This is a genomic window from Lentzea pudingi (assembly GCF_014646255.1).
Lineage (GTDB): Bacteria > Actinomycetota > Actinomycetes > Mycobacteriales > Pseudonocardiaceae > Lentzea > Lentzea pudingi.
The window spans coordinates 213,703-236,174 of the sequence record NZ_BMNC01000009.1 but is presented as its reverse complement, the minus strand read 5'-3'; the positions used below and the strand labels follow the sequence as shown (position 1 = coordinate 236,174).

At 71.9% G+C, this 22,472-nt stretch carries 19 protein-coding genes and 1 pseudogene; 5 read left to right on the top strand and 15 right to left on the bottom strand.

What is annotated here, in order from left to right:
* Positions 1-83 precede the first annotated feature (83 nt).
* The 5 genes from IEY88_RS29005 (at position 84) to IEY88_RS28985 (ending at position 4,309) form a co-directional block, all read left to right on the top strand.
* Positions 84-1,313 carry a helix-turn-helix transcriptional regulator gene (locus tag IEY88_RS29005; RefSeq protein ID WP_189158046.1) on the top strand — a complete coding sequence of 410 codons (1,230 nt, stop codon included), beginning with the start codon at positions 84-86 and terminating at the stop codon, positions 1,311-1,313.
* A complete protein-coding gene (locus IEY88_RS29000; protein WP_189158045.1) occupies positions 1,313-2,476 on the top strand; it encodes a response regulator transcription factor in 1,164 nt (387 codons plus the stop codon). The genes IEY88_RS29005 and IEY88_RS29000 overlap by 1 nt, the downstream gene beginning before the upstream one ends.
* 30 nt (positions 2,477-2,506) lie before the next feature.
* Positions 2,507-3,241 (top strand): thaumatin family protein, encoded by a 735-nt coding sequence (locus IEY88_RS28995; protein ID WP_189158044.1) that lies wholly within the window; start codon positions 2,507-2,509, stop codon positions 3,239-3,241.
* Between the two features lie 29 nt (positions 3,242-3,270).
* Entirely contained in the window at positions 3,271-3,654 is a 384-nt protein-coding gene (locus IEY88_RS28990) for a cysteine/serine endopeptidase inhibitor (RefSeq protein WP_189158043.1), read from the top strand.
* A gap of 184 nt (positions 3,655-3,838) precedes the next feature.
* Positions 3,839-4,309: a CAP domain-containing protein gene (locus IEY88_RS28985; protein WP_229693858.1), complete on the top strand. Its 471-nt coding sequence runs from the start codon at positions 3,839-3,841 to the stop codon at positions 4,307-4,309.
* A gap of 2 nt (positions 4,310-4,311) precedes the next feature.
* Here IEY88_RS28985 and IEY88_RS28980 read toward each other — a convergent pair whose 3' ends face one another.
* The 15 genes and pseudogenes from IEY88_RS28980 to IEY88_RS28915 all read right to left on the bottom strand — a co-directional run bounded on the left by IEY88_RS28980 (position 4,312) and on the right by IEY88_RS28915 (position 22,221).
* Positions 4,312-5,385 (bottom strand): NAD(P)-dependent alcohol dehydrogenase, encoded by a 1,074-nt coding sequence (locus IEY88_RS28980; RefSeq protein WP_373294204.1) that lies wholly within the window; start codon positions 5,383-5,385, stop codon positions 4,312-4,314.
* 45 nt (positions 5,386-5,430) lie between these two features.
* Positions 5,431-5,775: pseudogene (locus tag IEY88_RS44480) on the bottom strand (SRPBCC family protein); the annotation flags it as partial.
* Positions 5,776-5,807: 32 nt separating this feature from the next.
* Positions 5,808-7,379, bottom strand: coding sequence for an aldehyde dehydrogenase family protein (locus IEY88_RS28975; protein WP_229693857.1), 1,572 nt, complete (start codon positions 7,377-7,379; stop codon positions 5,808-5,810).
* 5 nt (positions 7,380-7,384) lie between these two features.
* The gene (locus IEY88_RS44475) at positions 7,385-8,950 is read right to left on the bottom strand and encodes an FAD/NAD(P)-binding protein (protein WP_229693856.1); all 1,566 of its coding nucleotides are present in this window, start codon (positions 8,948-8,950) and stop codon (positions 7,385-7,387) included.
* The gene (locus IEY88_RS28965; protein ID WP_189158040.1) at positions 8,943-10,217 is read right to left on the bottom strand and encodes a sulfate adenylyltransferase subunit 1; all 1,275 of its coding nucleotides are present in this window, start codon (positions 10,215-10,217) and stop codon (positions 8,943-8,945) included. Before IEY88_RS28965 ends, IEY88_RS44475 begins: the two co-directional genes overlap by 8 nt.
* Positions 10,217-11,131 (bottom strand): sulfate adenylyltransferase subunit CysD, encoded by a 915-nt coding sequence (cysD, locus tag IEY88_RS28960; protein WP_189158039.1) that lies wholly within the window; start codon positions 11,129-11,131, stop codon positions 10,217-10,219. Before cysD ends, IEY88_RS28965 begins: the two co-directional genes overlap by 1 nt.
* Positions 11,128-11,691: an adenylyl-sulfate kinase gene (gene cysC, locus IEY88_RS28955; RefSeq protein WP_189158038.1), complete on the bottom strand. Its 564-nt coding sequence runs from the start codon at positions 11,689-11,691 to the stop codon at positions 11,128-11,130. Before cysC ends, cysD begins: the two co-directional genes overlap by 4 nt.
* Before the next feature lie 28 nt (positions 11,692-11,719).
* Complete coding sequence (locus tag IEY88_RS28950; RefSeq protein WP_189158037.1) at positions 11,720-12,865, bottom strand: acyl-CoA dehydrogenase family protein; 1,146 nt, start codon at positions 12,863-12,865, stop codon at positions 11,720-11,722.
* A 10-nt stretch (positions 12,866-12,875) separates the two neighbouring features.
* Complete coding sequence (locus tag IEY88_RS28945; RefSeq protein ID WP_189158036.1) at positions 12,876-14,468, bottom strand: AMP-binding protein; 1,593 nt, start codon at positions 14,466-14,468, stop codon at positions 12,876-12,878.
* A gap of 25 nt (positions 14,469-14,493) precedes the next feature.
* Positions 14,494-15,243, bottom strand: a complete 750-nt coding sequence (locus IEY88_RS28940) for an SDR family oxidoreductase (RefSeq protein WP_189158035.1) — start codon at positions 15,241-15,243, stop codon at positions 14,494-14,496.
* Between the two features lie 43 nt (positions 15,244-15,286).
* Positions 15,287-16,186, bottom strand: a complete 900-nt coding sequence (locus tag IEY88_RS28935) for a sulfotransferase (RefSeq protein ID WP_189158034.1) — start codon at positions 16,184-16,186, stop codon at positions 15,287-15,289.
* Positions 16,186-17,076 (bottom strand): family 3 encapsulin nanocompartment shell protein, encoded by an 891-nt coding sequence (locus tag IEY88_RS28930; protein WP_189158033.1) that lies wholly within the window; start codon positions 17,074-17,076, stop codon positions 16,186-16,188. The genes IEY88_RS28935 and IEY88_RS28930 overlap by 1 nt, the downstream gene beginning before the upstream one ends.
* Positions 17,077-17,254: 178 nt before the next feature.
* Complete coding sequence (locus IEY88_RS28925) at positions 17,255-18,043, bottom strand: 2-amino-3,7-dideoxy-D-threo-hept-6-ulosonate synthase (RefSeq protein WP_229693855.1); 789 nt, start codon at positions 18,041-18,043, stop codon at positions 17,255-17,257.
* Positions 18,040-19,287 carry an aspartate kinase gene (locus IEY88_RS28920; RefSeq protein ID WP_189158031.1) on the bottom strand — a complete coding sequence of 416 codons (1,248 nt, stop codon included), beginning with the start codon at positions 19,285-19,287 and terminating at the stop codon, positions 18,040-18,042. Before IEY88_RS28920 ends, IEY88_RS28925 begins: the two co-directional genes overlap by 4 nt.
* A 174-nt stretch (positions 19,288-19,461) precedes the next feature.
* Entirely contained in the window at positions 19,462-22,221 is a 2,760-nt protein-coding gene (locus IEY88_RS28915) for a helix-turn-helix transcriptional regulator (protein ID WP_189158030.1), read from the bottom strand.
* Positions 22,222-22,472: the final 251 nt, after the last annotated feature.

Below are 22,472 nucleotides of genomic sequence, written 5' to 3'. Positions count from 1 at the left end.
GAATGCCGGTATGGTCCAGACCAGGTGGTCCACCAAACAAGACGGTCGCACTCTGCATCAATTGGCCGGAAGGGCACTGTCGAATGACGAACAGTGGTCTGCTCGACGAACTTCGCCGCACCCGGTTCGAACTGGTCCGAAATGGACGGTGGCACGAAGCTGATCGACTCGCCGGTGAGGCGGTGGCCGGAGGACTGGAACCCGGTGCGCTCGCCTATCTGCCGGGAAGCCCGGGCCCGTGCCGGACGTCCGTGTTCCGCGCGGTGCAGGCGGCGAACCGCGGCACCGGACGAGCCGAGGCGGTGGCGAGCGCGCGGCACGCGGAGCAGGTCGACGACGGCACGTTCTGGCAGGCCGTGACGGTTCTGATCCACGCTGGTGAGAACGCTCTCGCGCACCGGCGCTGGACCGCCGCCACCGGTGTCAGCCGGGACGTCCACGACCTGCTCGGCGGGCGGATCATGGTGCTGCGCGGCGATCCTCGCGCGGCGGTCCGGTTGCTCACCCGCGGCGTCCGTCCACGGCTGCGGGTGGTCGCGGCCGCGTGGCTGGTCCAGGCGCTGACCGAGGCCGGTGAGCTCGACCGGGCGCGTGCCGTGCTGGAGTCCGCGCGCCCGGTGGCCGAGCACCCGGACAGCGCAGAGCTGCACTTCGCGCGAGGCCGGCTCCTGCTCGCGGAGGGGCGAAGTGCCGTGGCGCTGGACGAGTTCCTCGAATGCGGACGGCTGCTCGCCGCGTGGGGCGTCGTCAACCCGGCGGTGCTGCCGTGGCGTTCGTCGGCCGCGCTGGCCGCCGCGGACACCGGGGATCTGGTGCTGGCGCGGATCTGCGCCGACAAGGACCTGGTCGCGGCGAGGCGGTGGGGTGCGCCGCGCGGCATCGGGCTCGCGTTGCACGCCTCGGCGCTGGCGCGCGGTGACGACGTCCAGCTCGAAGAGGCGATCACCTTCCTGACCGCGGGCGAGGCCCTGCGGGCGCGGCACGACCTGGCCCAGCTCCTGCTCGCGCGCGGTGAGATCGGACGGGCCAGGAAGCACACGCGGTACCTGCGCGAGGCCGCGTCCTGTCCTCAGTGGACCCGGGCGGCGGACGCGCTGGCGTCGCGGCTGCTGCGCAAGGACGGCGAAGCCGCGCTGAGCGACCAGGAACGCCGGATCGCCCTGCTGGCCAGAGCCGGGAGGTCGAACCGCGAGATCGCCGCCGAGCTGGGGCTGGTGCTGCGCACGGTCGAGTTCCACCTCACCGCCGTCTACCGCAAGATGGGGGTGGCGGGCAGGCCCGGACTGCGCCGGGCGTTCGTCCCCAGCGCGTGATGAGCCAGGAGTGCTCGGCGGACGTCGCCGCCGGACTGCTCGCCGCGGGGGAGGACTGGACCGGGGCCGTCGAGGCGGCCGAGCAGGCGCTGGCGTGTCCTGCCTGCCGGAAGAGCCCGCGGTGCATGTCGCGCGCGTTGGGCACGCTGGTCTGCGCGGGTGAGCTGGTCGCCGCCGACGCGCACAGCCTCGCCCTGCTCGACGAGAGTCCCGGTGACCACGTGCTGCTCGCCCGAGCCTGCGTCGCCCGCCGCACCGGTGACCTCGCGAGGCACTCCTCGTTGCTCGCCCTGGTGCGGCCCGACGACGTCGAGGTCCGCCCGCTCGTGCGGCTCTGGACGGTGGAACTGCTCGTCGCCCGCGGGGACCTGGATGGTGCCGAAGCCGTGTTGCCCGCCCGCCACGGCGGTCCGCTGGTGCTGGAGGCCGAGGCGGTGGTGGCGATGGCGCGGGGCCGCCCGCAGGACGCGCTGGAGGGCCATCTCGCGTGCGGCAGGACGTTGGTGGAGAACGGTGTCGTGAACCCCGCCGTCCTGCCGTGGCGGTCCCGGGCCGCCCGCGCCGCGCTGGCGTGCGGTGACTCCGGGGAAGCCCTGCGCCTGGCGATGGAGGAACACGCCGCCGCGGCCCGGTGGGGAGAACCCAGGGCACTCGGCTGGAGCCTGGCGGCCGTCGCCGGCGCGAGCCCTCCCCACGGCGAGGACCTCGTGGTCTACGAGCGCGCGATCCGGTTGCTGGGAATGGCGCACGCCCGGATGGACCTCGCGGAGGTGCTCTGCGACTACGGCGATCGGCTCACCGCCCACGGAAAGCAGGCGGCGGCGTCCGAGATCTACGCACGAGCGCACGCCACGGCTCTCGACGTCGGCGACACCGTTCTCCTGCGGCGGATCGAGGAGTCCGCGCGTGGCGCCGCGACTGCCGAACCGGCGCTGACCCCGGTCGAGGCCGAGGTCGCCCGGCTCGTGTGCGCGGGCCTGCGCAACAAGGAGATCGCGGTCCGGCTCGCGATGGCGACGCGGACCGTCGAGCTGCACCTGACCAGGGTGTACCGCAAGCTCGGGCTGTCGGGCCGGCGGGAGTTGCGGGCCACGCGGTGGGCGTGGCTGCACCACGAAACCTTGCGGACCGACCGTGGTGCCCCCGGAGGTCCTCCCGAGTGATCGTGGAGCTCTGAGGGAGGGAGCCCGCAGATGCTCACACGATTGCTCGCGGCCCTGTTCGCACTCGCCTTCGCCGGTGCCGGCGTGCCGAGCGCGAACGCGGCGATCGACCACACCGTCACCCTGGTCAACAACACCGGCCAGACGATCTGGGTCGGCAGCACCGTCAACGCGGACGGCTCACGCGCGTTGACGAACCTGCCGATGCTGCACAACGGCCAGTCCGCGACCGTCACCATCCCCGAGACCTCCGCACCGGGCCACTGGCGCGGCACGTTCTTCGCCCGGCAGGGGTGCACCGGCACGTCCGGTGCCAACTTCCGTTGCGCGGTGGGCGACTGCGGTGTCCAAGCGGCCCGCTGCGTCACCGGTGAACAGCCGGCGAGTCTCGCGGAGTTCAATTTCGACACTCGCGACCGGCTGGCCCCCTGGTACAACGTCAGCTACGTCAACGCGTTCTCCGTGCCGGTGAGCATCTCGCCGGTCAACGCCACCGGGCCGCCGGGTTCGTGCGGCACCGCCGGGTGCACCACGAACATGTTGCCGCAGTGCAACCCCGCGTACGTGAAGTACGGCGCGAACGGTCAGCGCATCAACTGCGTCAACCCCAACCGCGACGCGCAGACCGACTACAGCAACACCATCAAGTCGCGCTGTCCCAAGGCCTACGCGTGGTCCAAGCAGGACACCGAGCCGGGCAACCAGACCGTGTTCCAGTGCGCGAACTGCAGCGGCTTCAAGGTCACGTTCCACTCCGTGGCCTGAGCCCGTTCTCCCATCCTGAAAGGAAAACCATGAAGTCCACCGCCAAGGTGCTCGGCGCCGTCGCGTCGGCAGCGGTCCTGTCGTTCGTCTTCTCCGGCACCGCCTCCGCCGTCAGCGGCACCGCCAGCTACTACAACGACGCCGGCTACGGCGCGTGCGGCACCCAGATCAACGCGGCGACGCAGCTGCTGGTCGCCGCACCCGCCGCGCTGTGGACGACGCCCAACCCGAACAACGACCCGTTGTGCCGCAAGTCGATCCGGGTCACCCACAACGGCAAGACCATCACGGTGCCGATCAAGGACAAGTGCCCGAGCTGCGCGAGCAACAAGATCGACCTCAGCCAGCCCGCGTTCGCCAGCCTCGCCAACACCTCGGTGGGCATCATCAACGTGACGTGGCAGATCGTCTGAGCCGCTGAAGGCGGGGGGAGCCCGGGGGTCGAACCCGGGCTCCCCCTTCTTTTCCGTGCCGGGCAGATGTGTCCAGTGGACATCGCGTCTCAACAGGACGCGGAGCGCACCCTCTGCGCCCTGCCCGGCGTTTGTCCTCCGGGGCCCTGCAATCCCCGCATCTCGCACCACGAGGAGAAAAACCATGCTCGCGTTACACACTTCCCTGCTCGCTGCGACGACCCTGGCGCTGGCGGCCACGTTCGCACCCGCCGCCACGGCGGCAACCGTGCAGGAGGACGTCATCGCCCTCACGAACGCCGAACGCGCCAAGGTGAACTGCCCCGCCCTGAAGTCGAACGCGGCGCTGAACACCGCCGCGCAGCGCCACTCGGTGGACATGGCCACGAAGAACTTCATGGGCCACACCGGTTCGGACGGCAGCACCATGGTCGTCCGGATCGAACGGGCGGGCTACACCCGCTGGACCAGGGCCGCCGAGAACGTCGCCGCCGGCTACGGCACCGCCGCCGAGGTCGTGCGCGGGTGGATGAACAGCTCGGGACACCGCGCCAACATCCTGAACTGCAACCTCCGCGACATCGGCGTCGGCCACCAGTACCGGCAGGGCACCACCTACGGCCACTGCTGGACGCAGAACTTCGGCACGCGCTGACGTCAGCTCTCGAACGTCGAGGCGTCGATGACGAACCGGTAGCGGACGTCGCCGTGCCGCACGCGGTCGAACGCCTCGTTGATCCGGGTGGCGTCGATGACCTCGACGTCGGCGCCGATGCCGTGCTCCGCGCAGAAGTCGAGCATCTCCTGCGTCTCGGCCATGCCGCCGATCTGCGAGCCCGCCAATGAGGTGCGGCCGCGCAGCAGCGAGAACACGCTGACGCCCAGCGGTTCGTCGGTGATGCCGAGGTAGACCATCGTGCCGCCGTTGGCGAGCAACGACAGGTAGGCGTCGACGTCGAGACGGCTGGAGACCGTGCACACGACAAGGTCGAACGTCCCGGCGAGCAGGTCGAACGTCGCCGGATCGTCGGTGGCGTGGAAGTGGTCGGCACCCAGGCGCAGGCCGTCGTCCTTCTTGCGCTCCGACCGGGACAGCACGGTGACCTCGGCGCCCAGGGCGTGCGCGATCTTCACGGCGAGATGGCCGAGACCGCCCAGTCCCAGCACCGCGACCTTCTTGCCGGGCCCGGCGTCCCAGTGCTTCAGCGGCGAGTAGGTGGTGATCCCCGCGCACAGCAGGGGAGCGGCCTGGTCCAGCGGCAACGAGTCCGGGATGCGCAGGACGAAGTGCTCGTCGGTGACGATGTGCGTGGAGTAGCCGCCCCGGGTCGGTTCGCCGCCGTGGTAGCGATCGATGGCGGCGTAGGTCTCGACCGACTTCGCGCAGTACTGCTCGAGGCCCTGGACGCACATCCCGCAGTCACGGCAGGAGCCGACGATCACGCCGACGCCGACGCGGTCGCCGACCGCGTGCCGGGTGACGTCCGCGCCGATCTCCGTGACGACACCGGCGATCTCGTGGCCGGGCACCATGGGGAACGTGCCGTCGCCCCAGTCGCCGTGGACCTGGTGGACGTCGGAATGGCACACACCGCAGTAGTGGATCGCGATGCCGACGTCGTGGGGGCCGAGCGGGCGGCGTTCGATCGTCGTCGGCTCCAGGGCGGCACCGGCGGACGGCGCGGTGTACGCGGCGACGGACGGCTTGGCGCCGGGTGCCTCGTCGTGCAGCGCGCCCTCGACGACCTCCGCTTCGCCCGTGAGGCCCGAGACCACGTCCGCGGCGGCCCGCAGCAGCACTCGCGCGATCATCGGTTCGATCGCGCCGGCGAGGTGCGGGACGCTGGTGCGGAACGCGACCCGGTGCACGATCCGGCTGCCGGTGCCGTCGGGCGTGACCTCCCAGCTGCCGCCGAAGTCCACGAAGTCGCCGCTGACCTGGTCGAACTTGAGCACCCGTGCCGCGTGGTCGGCTTCGGTGCGCTGGATCCACCTGGCGAGGCCGCCGCGGAATCGCAGCGCGTACCGGTCGCCCTCCGCGGTCGGCTCGACGGACTCGATGCCGGCCTCGGTGAAGCTTTCGGGGTGCTGCAAGCGGTCGAACACCTCGTCGGCGGGCATCGGCGTCCTGAGTGCGACGCGGTGCTCCTTCATCACCTTGCTCCTCCCCGTTTGACGTTGACGCCCTGCAGGCGCGTGGTCCGCAACATCAGGTAGTTGGCTTCGCCGAACACGCCGCCGGTCAGGCCGGTGCCGCCGTGCGTCGGCAGGAACGGCCGGAACGCCGAGTGCGAGTCGTTGACGTTCACGACACCGCCGGTGGTCACTTTCGCCGTGATGGCGGCGATGAGTCGTTCGTCCTCCACCCAGAACGAGTTGCGCAGCCCGTAACGGTTGCTGCCGACGAACTCCAGCACCTCGTCGAACAGGCCGTCGTGGTTTTCCGGCACGACGACGGGCAGCAGCGGGGAGAACGTCTCCTCGCGCACGGCGGGTGTGCTTCTGGCCAGGTCGAGGCCGTCGACGCGCAGCACCGCCGGTTCGACGAAGAACCCCGTGTCGGACGGTGATCCGTCGACCTCGAGCCGGCGTCCGCCGTGCAGCAGGCGCGCGCCTCGCCGTACCGCGTCGGCGATGTCGGCGAAGTGCTGCTCCGCCATCAGGACCGGCGTGAGCACGACGCCTTCCTCGTCCGGGTAACCGGGTTTGGTCGCCGCGGCGATGGCGACCAGGCGCTCCAGCAGCGCGTCGGCGATGGCCGGGTGTGCGATCACGTGGTTGGGGATGTTGCAGATCTGCCCGGACTGCCGGAAGTTCTCGGTGATCGAGGTGGCCGCCGCGTCGAGATCGGCGTCGGCCCACACCACCACGCAGTCGTTGCCGGCCAGTTCCAGCACGGGTTTCTTGCCCGCGGCGACGGCGGCCCGTTCGAACTCCAGGCCCTTCGCGCTGCTGCCGACGTAGACGATGTCGTCGACGTGCGGGCTCTGCAGCCACAGGTCGGTCATCGGCGGTCCACAAAGGATGTTCAGGGTCCCGGTGGGCGCGCCGGCCTCCTCCAGCACCGGCACGACGACCTCGCGCAGCGCGTGCGTGGTCGCGAGCGGCACGCCCCGGGGCGCGCGGATCACCACGGCGTTGCCCGCGAGCAGTGCCGTCGCGCCGAACAGGGCGTTGGGCGTGGAGGCGTTCTGCGGCGGGTTGACGCAGACGACGCCGTCCGGCACCCGGCGGACCGTGGCGTGCCCGCCCCGGCCGCGGTGCTTGCTGGTCTGCATCTGCGAGGCGCAGAACGACAGCGTCTCCGAGCTGAAGTCGGCGAGCCAGTACTCGTCGAGCGTCGGCCCGGCCAGGTCGCGCGGTTGTCCTTCCGCCACCAGCAGTTCGACGATCTCGTCCCGCTTCTCGCGCAACCGTTCGCCGATCCGCGCGCCGATCTCCAGCCGGTCGATCAACGACGTCCGCGCCCACTCCGGTGCCGCCCGCGCCGCCGCTTCCAACGCGTCCGCGGCCATCCGGTCGTCGGCCAGCGCACAGCCACCGACCACCGACGGGCCTGCCCGGCGCGGGTCGACGAGCCCGGCGTCGAGATCGCGCTTCAACGCCAGCGCGGGCATCGTGTCCTCCAGCACCGAGCGTGCCGTGACGGTGTGGACGTACCGGCCCTCCGGGTGCTCGACGTCCTTGCCGTCGATGTAGGCCGGGTACATCAGCAGGTCGTGCATGGTCATCACCTCGTCCTGTGCGCGGCCACGGTCGCCGCGATCTCGGCCGCCTGGGCGCGGATCTCCGGCACGGCGGTGCTCTCGAACAACTCGCCGCGCCGCAGCGCGCCGAGCGTGAAGATGCGGCACGGCAAGCCCCGTTCGTCCAGCACGCGGCCGTCCGGCCGGGTCCGCACGCCGAGCCCGATCGGATCGGGCCGGGCCGTGCCGTCCGCCACCAGGTCCCGCACCAGCGGGCCGCCGTCGTGGCGGAAGCCGGTCGCGTTGACCAGCCAGCCCACGGTCAGCGTCCGGCTGCCCCGTGGCCCGGCCAGGTCGACGTGGAACCCTTCCCCCGCCGGGCGGACCGCCGTGACCTGGCCCCGGTGCAGCCGCACCCGGCCCTCGTCCACCAGTTCGCGCACCCGCCGGTGGGTGGTGGGCGCGGCCCGGTGGCGGTGCACGTTCCAGTAGTGGCCGACGCGGTCGAGGAAGCGGCGTCGCTCCGGCACGTCGAGCTGCCGCCACAACCGGTGGGTGTGCGGGCGCAGCTGGTCGAGGACGTCTCGCCAGCGGTCGGGGTTCGCCGACACGCTGCGCCGCACGAACGCCATCAGCTCGCCGAGCGACCCCCGCTTCGGGGGTTCCGGCAGGGACGGCTCGGGTCCGGTACCGCGCTTGTGCGGCTGGGGAAGCAGTCCGTGCCGGGACACGGCGTGCACCACGGAGTCGCGCGCCACCGCCACCGACACGTCCATCATGGACAGACCGGTGCCGAGCACGAGCACTGGTGCGCCGCCGGTTTCGGGCAGTGGGGCGGCCCAGGGATCGGAGACGTACCGCGGTGAGTTCTCGGGCAGGAGGCCGGCGAGCGGATCGCTGGTGCCCACTCCCGGTGCCAGGACGGCGAAGTCCGCTCGCAGGGGGCCGGTTCGGGAGAGGGTGACGGTCACGCCGGTGCTGGACGAGGTGAGGCCGGTGGCGGTGTCGGCGATGTGGTGGACGGTGGTGGGGGAGGTAGGCCGGCTGCCGGTGGCGTAGCTCGCTGCCGCACCCTCCGCCGCCCGCGATGTCTCCGCCGCGGCACTCTCGTCCGTCCGCGGCGTTTCGGCTACGGCGCTCTCGTCCGTCCGCAGCGTCTTGGCCGCGGCATTCTCGTTCGGCCGCGGCGTTTCGTCCGCGGCATTCTCGTCCGTCCGCGGCGTCTCGTCCGCGGCACCCTCCTCCGCCCGCAGCGTTTCCGCCGCGGCACCCTCCTCCGCCCGCAAAGGCTCCGCCGCCGCCCTCTCCGTCGCCCGCAGCGTCTCCGCCAGGTACCTCCCGTACTCCCCGCGCGGCAGGAAGTCCTCCGCACCGCACCCCGCCCACCGCGCGAAGTGCCCCGGGTCGTCCGCCAGCGCGCTCATCTTCCCCGCGGCGGTGTTGAGCAGGTGCCCTGGATCGCCGGTGCGGTAGGCCCGCCCCGGCCCGAACTCGCCGCTGCGATCCACCAGCACCAGCTCGAGCGGGAGGCCGGCGCGCAGGAGGTGGATCGCCGCCAGCGTCCCGCTCGCCCCCGCGCCGACGACGACCACGCGGAGCCGGTCAGGCATCACCGGTCACCGCGGACAACGTGTCGCCGACCTGGCCCGCGGCCAGGGTGTCGCCGCCGTCGGGGTCGATGAGCAGGAACGCACCCGTCGCCACGCAGTCGGTGTAGGAGTCGAACGGGAGTGCGTCGGCGACTTCGAGGCGTACCTGCCCGATGTCGTTGAGCTCCAGGCACTCCGGTTCGCGTTCGAGCACCAGGTGCTGTTCGTCGAACCGCGTCGACAGACTCGGCACCCGGCACTTCGTGGTGCGCGTGCCGTGCTTGAGCAGCACGCGTGCGCCGGGGCGCAGCGGTTCCTCCGCGAGCCAGCACACCGTCGCCGTGACCTCCGCCGCGAGTTCCGGCACCCGGTCGGCCGCCGCGATCAGGTCACCGCGGCTGATCGGCAGGTCGTCGGAGAGCGTCAGCGCCACGGGCTGTCCGACGCCGGCCTCGTCGACCGGGCCGTCCGGGGTGCCGACGACGGTGACCGTCGACCTGGTTCCCGCGGGCAGCACCACGACCTCGTCGCCCGGACGCACCTCGCCCGCCGCGATCTGGCCGGCGTAGGCGCGGTAGTCGGTCGAGCCGTCGCGCAGCACGTACTGCACCGGCACGCGCAGGCCCACGTCGCAGCCGCGTTCGTCGGGCCGCACGGTCTCCAGGTGCTCGAGCAACGTCGGCCCGTCGTACCAAGGGGTCCGGTCGGATCGCGTCACCACGTTGTCCCCGGCCAGCGCGGACATCGGAACGGTGGTGATCTGTTCGGCGCGGAAGCCGAGGGACTCGGCGTGTGCGACGAACTCCGCGCGGACCGACTCGTAGGTCTCCTGGGAGAAGTCGACGAGGTCGAGCTTGTTGACCGCCAGCGTGATGCCCGGAACCCCGAGCATCGCCATCACGGCCAGGTGCCGGCGGGTCTGTTCCAGCACGCCCTTGCGCGCGTCGGTCAGCAGCACCGCGTGGTCGGCGGTCGACGCCCCGGTCACGGTGTTGCGCAGGTAGTGCACGTGGCCAGGGGTGTCGGCGAGGACGAAGGTGCGCTTGGAGGTCGCGAAGTACCGGTAGGCCACGTCGATCGTGATGCCCTGCTCCCGTTCGGCGCGCAGGCCGTCCACCAGCAGCGAGAGGTCGGGGTTGTCGAGCCCGCGCTCCTCGCTGCTGCGCAGCACCGCGTCGATCTGGTCGCTGAGCACGGACTTGGTGTCGTAGAGCAACCGTCCGACCAAAGTGGACTTCCCGTCGTCCACGCTTCCGGCCGTCACCAGTCGCAACAGGTCGGACGTCATCAGAAGTACCCCTCCCGCTTGCGGTCCTCCATGGCGGCCTCGGACATGCGGTCGTCGGCCCTGCTCGCGCCGCGCTCGGTGAGCCGGCTCGCCTTGATCTCGGCGATGATGTCGTCGACGGTGGCCGCGTCCGACTCGACCGCGCCGGTGCACGAGCCGTCACCGACGGTGCGGTAGCGCACGGTCTTCTCGACGGTCTCCTCGTCCTCGGCCGGTCCGCCCCACTGGCCCGACGTCAGCCACATGCCGTCCCTCAGGTACACCTCGCGGGAGTGCGCGAAGTACAGCGGCGGCAGCTCGATGTCGTGCTTGCGCACGTAACGCCACACGTCGAGCTCGGTCCAGTTCGAGATCGGGAACACGCGCACGTGCTCGCCAGGGGAGTGCATGCCGTTGTAGAGGTTCCACAGCTCGACGCGCTGGCGGCGCGGGTCCCAGCGGCCGAAGCTGTCGCGGACGCTGAAGATGCGCTCCTTGGCGCGCGAGCGTTCCTCGTCCCGGCGGCCGCCGCCGATCACCGCGTCGTACTTCTGCTCGGTGATCGTGTCCAGCAACGGCACGGTCTGCAACGGGTTGCGCATCCCGTCCTCGCGTTCCTTCACGGCACCGCGGTCGATCCAGTCCTGCACCTCGGCGACGTGCAGCCGCAGCCCGAACCGCTCCACGATGTCGTCGCGGAACTGGAGCACCTCCGGGAAGTTGTGGCCGGTGTCGACGTGCACGAGCGTGAAAGGCGGTGCTATCGGGGCGAAGGCGCGCACCGCGAGGTGCACGAGCACGGTGGAGTCCTTGCCACCGGAGAACAACAGCGCGGGACGGTCGAACTCGCCCGCGACCTCGCGCAGGACGTGGATCGCTTCGGCCTCGAGCTGTTCGATGCCGGTGACGGCCTTTTCCTTGGCGGGAGCACTCATCGCAGCACCACCTCCCTGATGTCCTGCTCGTCTCGTTCGCGCTCACAGCGCGTCAGGGCCCGTTCGATCATCTCCGTGCTCTGCTCGACGCTGAGGGTGGAGGTGTTGACGAGGACCTCGGGCGACACCGGCGCCTCGTACACGTCGCTGACCCCGGTCATCGCCTGCACCTGGCCGCGTTCCGCCTTGGCGTACAGGCCCTTCACGTCCCGCTCGGCGCAGATCTCCACCGGTGCGTCGACGTAGACCTCGACGAACGTGAGGCCCGCCTCCTCGTGCTCGGCGCGGACCTGGTCGCGCACCTCGCGGAACGGCGCGATCACCGAGACGACGGCGAGCACGTCGTGCGCCGCGAGCATCGCGGCGAGCCGGCCGATGCGCAGGATGTTCTCCGTACGATCCTCTTTGCTGAACCCGAGTTCCGGAAAGAAGTCCCTGCGGACGGCATCACCGTCCAGGTGCTGCACCTTGCGCTCGGTGCGCAGCTTCTCGACCAGTTCCCGGCCGAGAGTCGACTTGCCGGAGCTGGGCAGCCCGGTCAGCCACAGCGTGGTGGTCACGAAAGTCCTCCTTCTGCAGTCGTTGTGGTCACGGCGCGCAGTCGCGGCCGAGCAGTTTCCTCGCCACCACGAGCTTCGTGGCGTTCTCGGTGCCGTCCGCGATCTCCTGTCCGATGGCGTCGCGCACTCGGCGGCCGGCGGGGTGGTCGTCGTTCCAGCCGCGGTGGCCGAGGGTCAGCAACGCCTGGTGGGCGGCCTCGACCCCGACCCGGCAGGCCCACCACTTCGCCATGTTCGCCTCGGTGCGGTGGTCGAGGCCGTTGTCCGCGCGCCACAAGGCCTCGAACGCCAGCAACCTGGCCGCGTGCAGCCGGGTCGCGTGCTCCACCAACGGGAACGCCACGCCCTGGTGCTTGCCGAGCACCTGTCCGAACGACTCCCGCTCGCGGGCGTAGGCCAGTGCGTCGTCCAGCGCGGCCTGCGCGTTGGAGATCGCGAGCACCGCGATCAACGCGCGGGAGTGGTCGAAGCCGCGCATCACGCCGCCGAACCCCTCGCCGACCCCGCCGACGATCTCGTCGTCCGACGCGCGCACCCCGGCGAAGTAGAGCGTGGCCCGGCCGCCGGCGCGCACGCCGAGGTCGTCGAGCCGTTCGCGTGCGATGCCGTCGCGGTTGAGCGGCAGGTAGAAGGCGGTCACGCCGCGTGCGCCGTCGTCGCTGGTACGCGCGAACACCAGGCCGTGCGTCGCGTGCATCCCGAGCATGATCGACGTCTTGGTGCCGCTGAGGATCCAGCCGTCGCCGTCCTTCTGGGCGCTCAGCTCGATGGCGGCGGCGTCCGTGCCGTGGCCGGGCTCGGTGAGCACCAACGCCACCACGGCGTCGCCCGCCGCGACCGCCGGCAGCCACTCGGCCCGCTGGCGGACAGTGCCGCTGCGGCTGATGATGCCGCCGATCAGCGTCGCGTTGACGACCGGGTAGCAGGCGGTCGCCTCGGCCCGTGCCAGCTGCTCCACGGCGATTCCGGCCTCGACCGCGCCGAGACCGCTGCCGCCGTACTCCTCCGCGATGGCGAGCCCGGTCAGGCCCGCACGGCCCAGTTCGGCGAAGAAGCCGGACCAGAACGTGCGTTCGCGGTCGTCGAGCGCCGCGTGCCGGGCGACGGTGTCGCCGGCGAACGCCCTGACCTTCTCCGCCAGTGCCTGTTGTTCCCCGGTGAACGAGAAGTCCACGTCAGCCTCCTCAGACCAGCTGCTCGCGCAGGCGGAACTTCTGGACCTTGCCGCTGGGCGTCGTCGGCAGCTCGCCCACGTGCTCGACGCGTTCGGGCCAGTACTGCTTGGCCATGCCGAGCCCGTCGAGGTGCTCGCGCAACGAGGGCAGCTCCGGCGGTTCGCCCTGCGGCACGACCACCGCGCAGGCCCGTTCACCGAGCCGGTCGTCCGGGTAGGCGACGACGGCGACGTCCTTGATCGCCGGGTGCCGCAGCAGCGCCGCCTCGACCTCCACCACGGGCACCTTCTCGCCGCCACGGGAGATGACGTCCTTGTCCCTCCCGGCGATGCGGATGCCGCCGTGGCCGTCCGGGCGGGCGAGGTCGCCGGTGTCGAACCAGCCGTCATCGGTGAGGTTGTCCGCGTAGACCTCCGGCCGGCCGAAGTAGCCGAGGCACTGCGTGGCGCCGCGCACCTGCAGGCGTCCGGTCCCGTCCTCGTCGCCGGCGATGCGGATCTCCATGCCGGGCACCGGGGAACCGTCGCTCTCGGCGGCCCGCATCTCCGGGTCTTCCGGCCTGGTGATGGTCGGCGCGCCGTTCTCGGTCATGCCCCACAACGCGTACAGGCGGCAGCCCAGCACGTCGCGGGCCTGCTCGACCAGCACGGGCGGGATCGGCGCGCTGCCCGTCGCGAAGGTCCTCAGGGCGGACAGGTCGCGCTTCTGCTCGCGCTGGCGGTCGATCAGGTCGACCAGGAACGGCGGCGCGCCCATGAAGAAGCTGACCCGCTCGGTCTCCAGGACCCGCAGCATCAGGCCCGCGTCCCAGTTGTCGATGTGCACGCATGTCGCGCCGAGCAGCAACGGCATCGTGAAGTTCCACGTCCACCCGGCGTTGTGGGTGGTGGGGGAACCCATCGCGGTGACCTCGTCGTCACGCAGGTGCAGCGCGTCGATCTGCATGCGGTTGGTGGCGTGCAACGTGTTGTGGCTGTGCATCACGCCTTTGGGCTCGCCGGTGGTGCCCGAGGTGAACATGACGTAGGCCAGGTCGTCCGGCTTCGCCTCGCGCCCCTCGGTGTCACCGAAGAACGCGCCGTCCGTGCCGGGCTCGCCGAGCAGCGCGGTGTCGAAGTCGAGCGCCCCGGCCGAGCCGCCGCCGACCAGGACCCGGTGCCTGATGGACGTCACCTCGCGGGCGACCTCCTCGCTCAGGTCCGCGTGCGAGAAGCCGCGGTGCTCGACCGGTCCGATGTAGACGGGACTCTTCGTCAACCTGGTCATGAACGTCAGCTCGCGCTTGCGCATGATCGGCAGCACCGGGCCGGCGACCGCTCCGATCCGGGCGCACGCCAGCGTGGTCGCGAGCAGCTGCCACGAGTTGGGGAGCTGCAACGTCACCACGTCGCCGTGCTCGACGCCGAGGCCCGCGAGCCCGGCCGCGATCCGCTCGACGCGGCGTTCCAGCTCGGCGTAGGTCAGCGTCTCCGTGTCGCGGCCGTCGGTGTGCCACACGACGACCGCACGCCGTTCGGGGTGCTCACGCGCCGCGCGACGGAGGTCGTCGACGAGTGTTTCCTTCTCGCGCCACCACCCTCGGGCGCGGTATTCCTCAGTCATCTGGCTTCTCCTAGTGGGTTCGTGGTCACACCGGTGCGCGTGTGTTGCCGCCGTCGACCAGCAGCAGGGCCCCTGTCACGAAGGCGGCCTGCCGGGAGGCGAGGAACGCGGCCAGTGCGCCGAAGTCGTCCGGGTCGCCGACCCTGCCGAGCGGCACCTCGGCGGCCGCGGCGGACGTGTCCTCCCCGGACGGACCGCGCAGCGCCGGCGTGTCGTGGTAGCCGGGCGCGAGGACGTTGACCGTCGTGCCGCTGTCGCCGAAGGCGTGCACCAGGTTCCGCGCGTACGACAGCACCCCCTGGCGCGCCACCCCGGACAACACGTTGTGCGGCATGGGTTGCCGCACCGCCTCGGAGGTGATCAGCAGGACGCGTCCGCCCGGACGCAGGTGCGGCGTCGCCGCGGTGATCAGCGCGACGTGGGGGATGAGAGCGGTGTCGACGGCCCTGCGGTAGTCCTCGGGGCCGAAGCCGGCCACCGGTCCCTGCACGACACCGCCGGTGTGGCTGACCACGACGTCGATCCCGCCGAACTCCGCCAGCGTGCCGTCGACCCAGCGCCCGACCGCGCCGTCGATGCTGACGTCGGCGACCTGGCTGTGCACCCGTCGTCCGCTCGCTTCGAGCTTGCCGTGGGCGTCGGCGAGACGGCCGGGGTCGCGTCCGCAGATGGAGACGTCCGCGCCTTCGGCGGCCAGCGCCGTCGCGACACCGAGGCCGAGACCGCTGCTGGCGCAGGCGACCATGGCGACCTTGCCTTCGAGTCCGAGGTCCATCAGGCCTCCTTCCAGGGGGAACGGCTGTGAGGTCCTGGTCGCATCAGCCGTCCCTCCTCGTCAGCACCGGGTAGCCGTAGCGCAGCAACTGGGGCGCGGAGGCCGCCGTCGTGAGCGTCCGCGGCTTCCAGTCGAGCTCGGTCCGCCACCGCGCGTTGTCCCCGATCAGCACGCGCCCGCGGTGGAACCGGTCCGGGTTGCCCGTGACCGTGTGGTTGACCCCGAGCTCGACCGTGCCGTCGGCGGAGACCGGGTTCGGTCCCGTGATGCCCGCGAACGCCATCACCTCGTCGATCACCTCGGCCGGGCGGGCGGAGAAGTCCTCGTGCCGCACCCGCAGGTAGCGCGACCGGCCGGCCAGCGCGAGCAGGTCGGACGCGGCGTTGACGGCCGTCCAGTACCCGGTGCTGCGCGCCGCGCTCATCCGCTCGACGTAGCTCTTGTCCTTGCGGTACGAGTGCGTGGTCGCACGGGCGTCGCGCACCACGTGCAGCACGCGGACGTCGAGGCCCGAACCGAGCATCGCCGCCGCTTCGGCCGGGTACTTGGACCCGTCCACCACGACGTCGGCGCCCGCGACCGAAGCGGCACGCCGGTAGACGTCCGCGGTCAGGCCCGTCAGCCATCGCACGTCGGGTGGCGCGGCCATCGGCCCGATCGACTCGGCGAGGCGGCGCGGGGTGTGGCGGGCGCGCAATCTGGTGGCCTGCACGGCCTCCACCGCAGTCGCGATCCGGTCGTCGTCCAGCGCGTCGGACCACAGTGGACACTCGGACAGAGGGGAGCCGCAGCCGCAGCTAGAGTTCGTGCCCTGGTCGAGCACCCCGTTGCGCCACAGGTAGTGCAGCTCGCCGACGTGCAGCGTGCCCTCCGTCTCGCCGAGGACGTTGCCGATCATCGTGCTGCCGCAGCGCATCATGCCGGTGAGGTAGAGGACCCGCATCAGCCCGATCCCTCCAGCAACACGAAGTGCTGCGGCAGGTGCACGGCGAGGCCCATCCGGCTGCCCGCCTCCAGCAGGTCGCCGCCGTCCTCGGCGGCACCGCGGCGCAACCGCAGATGCCCCACACCGGGGTCGAGGAACGTGGTGGCGGCGCGGAAGTCGCCGAGCAGCACCTGGTGCTCGGGGATCATCCTGGTGCGCGCGATCCGCACCCCGGCCTCGGCGAGCTTGCTCAGCAGACCGGACTCTACGGCCTGCCAGTACACGGCGTTGTGCGCGACGATCCCGTCGCACGACCCGCCGGTCTCCTCGACCAGCGCGGCCGCTTCCGTGAGCAGGTCGGCCGGCGCACGGCCGGCACGCAGCCTGCGGGCCTCGGGCAGCGTCAGCAGCCCCGGCACCGCGCCGTCCTCGCTGCCGCGCAGCAGCACCTCGTTCTCGGTGGTGCCGAACCGCACGAGCAGCCGGTAGTCGATGAACGCGGCCAGCAGCCGCGGGTGCTCCAGCAGCCCGGGCGGCACCGCCACGGACACGCCGATGTCGGTGAGCCGGGCCTCGTCCAGCAGCGGCTGGAAAGCCGACTCCGGCGTCGTGTCGAACGTGACGCCCGAGCGGTTTCCCCGCTCCTGCGAAGGCTGCGGCTCACGCACGTACGGAGCGTCGTCGTCGCGGATCGTGGCCATCTTCATCAGCTGCCGCACCGTGAAGCGAGGACGTTCGGCGAACAGCGGGAACGCCGTGGGCAGGTAGGCGCGGTAGGTGACGGTCACGTCGTCGGACGGGTTGCCGAGCGTCGCGGCCTGGGCGAACTCCGAACCGGGCGTGCTCTCGGTCATCGCCGGGTCCGCCAGCAGCTGGCGGGTCTGTTTCAAGGGGGAACTCGTGGTCATCGCTGCCTCCCGGGTCCTGTGTCGAAGGGTGGTTCGATGAGAGTCGCGCTTGAGGTGGTTCCTGGTGGTGCGGCCGAAACGGCCGCGCACCGGTGTTGTCCGTGGGCGTTTCGGCCGTGCCGCCAGGGGCCGCCTCGGGCCCCGCAGTCGCGGATCATGCTTCGGCACAGGCCCCGGCTCAGGCGGCGATCGCCATGCGGCCGTGCACGACGTCACCGATCTCGCGGGCCAGCCGGCCCGGCGTCGGGTGCTGGAAGATGTTGCGGCCCATGGCGACTCCCGCCGCACCGGCGCGCACCGTCGAGGCGACGCGGCGCAGCAGGTCGCGCTTGTCGTCCACCGGCGGCCCGCCCGCCACCACGACGGGGATGGGACACGCCCGGACGACGTTCGCCATGGCCTCGGCCGAACCGGGGTAGCTGACCTTGACGAGGTCGGCGCCCAGGTCGGCGGCGAGCGTCGCGGAGTGCGTGACCAGGCCGGGGTCGGCGGCGTTGTCGATCTGCGGGCCGCGGGCGTACATCATGGCCAGCAACGGGATTCCCCAGCGTTCGGTCTCCTCCGCGGTGCGCGAGAGGTCCGCGATCTGCTCGGCTTCCTGCTGCGAGCCCATGTTCACGTGCACGCTGACCGCGTCCGCGCCGAGCCGCAACGCCGCCTCGACGCTCGTGACGAGGTACTTGGCGTCCGGGTCGGGGGCGTGCGCGGTGCTCGCGCTCAGGTGGACGATCAACGAGGTGTTGACGAACCGCTTGGGGTCGAGGTGGCGGACGGTTCCCTTGTGCAGCACCACGGCGTCCACCTTGGCCGCGGCGAGCTCGCCGATCAGGTCGTCGAGCGAGTCGTCGGGGGTCACCGGTCCGTCGGCGACCGAGTGGTCGAGCGGCACGATCATCAACCGGCCGTCTCCGTTGCGGTCGATGCGGTCGAGGCGCAGCCTCGCGCCGAAGGATTGCGGCTGGTTCACCGGGACCTGCTCCTTTCGAGGTCGTGTTGGTCCAAGCCGAAGCATTCGTAGAGCGTGCGCACGGCGTCGTGCACGCGGTCGCGGGCGACGAGGTAGGTCGTCCTGGCCTGGCTGCACGCCACGCACTCGGCGGCGATCCCGGCCGCGGACAGGGCGTTCAGGCCGAGCGCGGTGAGTCCGGGCCTGCTCAGCAGGCCGGTGCCGACGGCGCAGACGCGGCCGAACTCGCGGCGCAGCGTGACCGTGCAGTCGAGCTCCTCGCGCACCGCCTCCGCCGCGTCGTCCGCCACGGCGTCGGGCAGGCAGAACCGCATCCGCAGCGGGGCGCCGGGATGCGACCACCACTGCACCGAGTCGACCGGGATCTCCAGGCGCGCCAACGCCTCCAGCACGCGTGCGCTGCCGTCCACGAGGTCGGCCCCCGCGTCCACCAGTACCTGCGTCACCTGTTCGTCGTGCGTCACCGCGACCACGCCGGCGCGTCCTTCGAGGACGTCCGAGTCGAGCATCGCTCTCCCTCCGAAGATCGTGCTTCCGTCACCGAGCCCGGACGAGTCGCGGACCACGATGTCCACGCCGTGCGCGGCGGCCAGTTCGACCGAACGCGGGTGCAGCACCCGTGCGCCGGAGAACGCCATCTCGGCCATCACCGTCGCGGGCAGCACGGGCAGCAGTCCGGCGCCGGGTACCACCCTGGGATCGGCGCGGGCGATGCCGCGCACGTCGGTGTAGATCTCGCACACCGGCGCCCCGTGCGCGACGGCCAGCGCCACCGCCGAGGTGTCCGATCCGCCACGGCCGAGCGTGACGACCTCGCCCTCGTCGTCGAGCGCCTGGAAACCGGCGACCACGACGACGTGACGGCGGTCGAGCCAGCCGCGGACGGCACCGGTCTCGATCGAGGCGATCACCCCGGCGCCGGGTGGTCCCACGGCGCGCAGTCCGGCGTCCGGGCCGGACAACGACACCGCGGGCACGTCCAGGTCCTGCAGCGCGATGGCGAGCAACGCGGCGGAGGCCAGTTCGCCGGTGGCGAGCAGCTTGTCCGTCTCGCGCGGGTCCGGCACGTCGCTGACCGCCGTGGCCGAGCGGACCAGCTCGTCGGTCGTGGTGCCCCTCGCGGATACCACGACGACCACGGCGGAACCCGATCGGTGGGCCTGCGCGACGCGCTGCGCCACGGAGGCGACCTGCGCGTCATCGGCAAGGGAGCTGCCGCCGTACTTCTGGATGCTGATCTCCATGCCACTCCGTCCGGAATTCGTCCGATGGGAGCCGAATTTCACCCCTCACATCAAGAGAGTCCCCGGCTGGGGAGAAAGCGAAGCTCGCGCAAATCCATGAACCTGGACGACCCGGTGCGGAAACGCCACGCGGCTCCTCACGTGTATGAGTGAGGAGCCGCGTGAATTGCGGGGTCAGCGAGAAGGACGTTTTCGCTCGTGCGCGATCACCTGGAGCGCCAGCTCGACGCGGTTGGTCACCTGGAGCTTCGTGAACGCGTTGCGCACGTGCGTGCCGATGGTGTTGGGGGACAGGGTCAGGTGCGTGGCGATGGCCTTGTTGGTGAGCCCGCGCGCGACGAGCCGCGCCACCCGGACCTCCGTTCCGGTGAGGCTCGCCCACAGCTCCAGCGACGGTGACGGCACCGGGTCGTCGGGATCGTGACCGGCCGTGTCCGCGGTCAGGACGATGCGGTCGGCGACGTGGGGAGCGCCGACCGCGGTCCACCTGGTGCGGGCCTGTTCCAGCAGCTCACGGGCTCGTTGTGCCTTGCCCCGCGCGAACGCGAGGTGGCCCGCGTCGGTGAGTGCCGCGGCGGCGGCCGCCGGACGGTCGGCCAGTCTGCCGAGCTCGGCGGCCCCGGCCACCGCGCCGGCGTCCCCGTCGTGCAGACCCCTGGCGTGCGCGGCCGCCGCCGCGACCCACAGGACGCCGGGGTTGCGCTCGCTCAGCTCCCGCGCGACCCGCACGACCTCGGCGGCCCGGCGTTCGTCACCGCGGTGCCGGGCGAGGCGCACCAGCACCGGTGCCACCGGCGAGGCGGCCGTGGCCGTGAACTCGACCAGATCCGTGCTGCTCAGGAGCCTCTCCGCGACCTCGGACGCCTCGTCGTACCGGTCGGCCTCGCACAACAGGAGCACGCGCTGCCACGCCACCCCGGCGCTCTGGCCGCCCAGCTGTTCGGCCTCCCGCAGGTTCGCCTCGGCGGCCTCCAGGTGGCCGAGCGCCGTGCGGATCTCGGTGAGCAGCAGCAACGCCCGCCCGAGGACCGGTGAGGACGGTGATGCCCGCGCGGTGAGAACGGCGACCTCGGCGTCGGCGGCCGCGGCCCGCAACCGTCCGGAGGCCAGGCAGGCACGGGCCTTGTGGTACTGCCAGCGCGACACCGGCCACGCCGCGCCCAGTTGGGCGGTCTCCCTCGCGACCAGGGCCAGCGTCGAGTGCACCTCGTCGAACCGGTCGAGCGCCACGAGCGGCGCGCACAGCCACAGACGCGAGTCGAGCCCGCGCTGCGACGGCCCGGCCCGGTCGGCCTCGCGCACGGCCGCTCGCGCCAGTTCCAGCGCCCGTCCCAGCTCACCGCGACGCAGCGCGATCTGGGCGCGTGCCGCCGACCCGAGCACGACCGCCTCACCTCCGGTCGAGCCCGCCCTGGCCGCGGCGCTCTCCGCCGCCTCGGTGCTCCCGGCGGCCGCGAGCCGGTAGGCCTGCACGGCGGCCAGGTCCGCGTGGTCCTGCTCGGCGAGGCCGGGCCGTGCCGACGCCCGTCGCGCGTACTCGACCACCACGTGGTGGTCGCCGGGCTCGCGTGCGTCGGCCAGTTCGGCGAGTGCGCACACGAGCCGCGTCTCCGTGCCGGCGTCGGACGTCCTGTTCAGCGTCCGCACCGCGAGGTCCCAGGCCTGGGAGGTGCGGCCGTCCGCGCTGAGCAGCCGCACCGCGTCCACGGCCAGGTCCCCGGTGCCGGCGTCACCGGCCAGGTCCAGCAGCCGCAACGCCAGGCGCGCGGCCTCGCCCGTGCCACCCGTACGGTTCCGCACGGCCTTGCGCAGCGTGCCCACCACCGCTTCCGAACCGCAGTGGCCGCCACGTTCGACGTGGTGCACGACCTCTGCTGCCGGTCGGCCCTCCCGTGCGACCACGTCGGCGGCCTCCCGGTGCAGCGCCACCCGCACGGGCTCGGCGAGCCCCGAGTAGACGACGCGCCGCACCAGTTCGCTGCGGAAGCTCAGGCCACTGGTCACGGCGGCCAGCACACCGGTCTCCACCAGCAGGGCGGCCGCCCAGAGCAGTTCGGCGACCGGCCGGCGCAACAGGGCCGCGGCCTCGTGCACGGTGAACCGCCTGCCCAGCACGGCGCCCGCGTCCAGCACCTCCGCGGTCGGACCGGCGAGATCACCCAGCGAGGACCGGACCTCGGTGACGAGCCAGTGCGGCAACGGTCGCTCAGCGGGACCGAGCAGCGCTTTCCCGTCCGCGACGCGCACGTGTCCGGCGTCGTGCAACGCGCGTACGACCCGTTCCGCGTCGCCGTCGACATCGCTCGCTATCGCCACGAGCGCCGGATCCGGCTCCGCTCCGAGCACTCGTGCGCACAGCCGCCGCACGTCCTCACCGGTCGGCCAGGCGGCGGGCACGATCTGGGCACCGGCCTCCAGCAGCACGTCGACCACGCCGAGCACGGCGGCCGACGCCTGCGACCGGCGCAACGACAGCAGCCACAGCACGGGAGTGTTCTTGAGCCCCGGCACCAGCATGCGCAGCGCCAGCGCGGTGACGTCGTCGGCGTGGTGGAAGTCGTCCAGGCAGACCAGCAGACCCGGTCCGTCCGCGAGGCCGACCAGCTGCGCGCGGATCTTGCGCAACGCGGTCAGGTGGTCCTCGCCGAAGTCGTGGTGCGGGTCGGGAAGCCGCGCGCTCAGCGCCGCCCGCAGCGTGGACAGCGGCGCGACCCTGTCGACGTGGGTGGCACGGCCGTGCACCACCCGGATCCCCGCCCTGGCTGCTCGGGCCCGCACCCGGCCGACCAGCGCTCTGCGGCCCATCACCCCCTGTTGTTCGACGACCAGGACACTGCTCTCGCCCTGTGCCAACGAGGCCAGAGCGGTGTCGACGAGCTCCGAACGTCCTGGTAATCGCGGCGTGGCATGCGGCTCCACGTCGTCCTCGAGCACAGCTGATCCTCCCCGTGACGCGGCTGTGGCGTTGATGTCCCCCCAGGACGCCCGACACCCTGGTGCTTACCCACATGGTCACCGTTTGGAACCGCTCATTCGGGCGGTGACCGGACGTGTCGGCACTACTCCGATCTCGTGAAGACCTAAGTCGGGCAACAGGCAGTTTCGCTTTTCTCGGCATGAATCCGCATATCCCGGGAACAAGCCGTCAACCCTCATGGCAATTGCGCACCCGACGCGCACGCCTG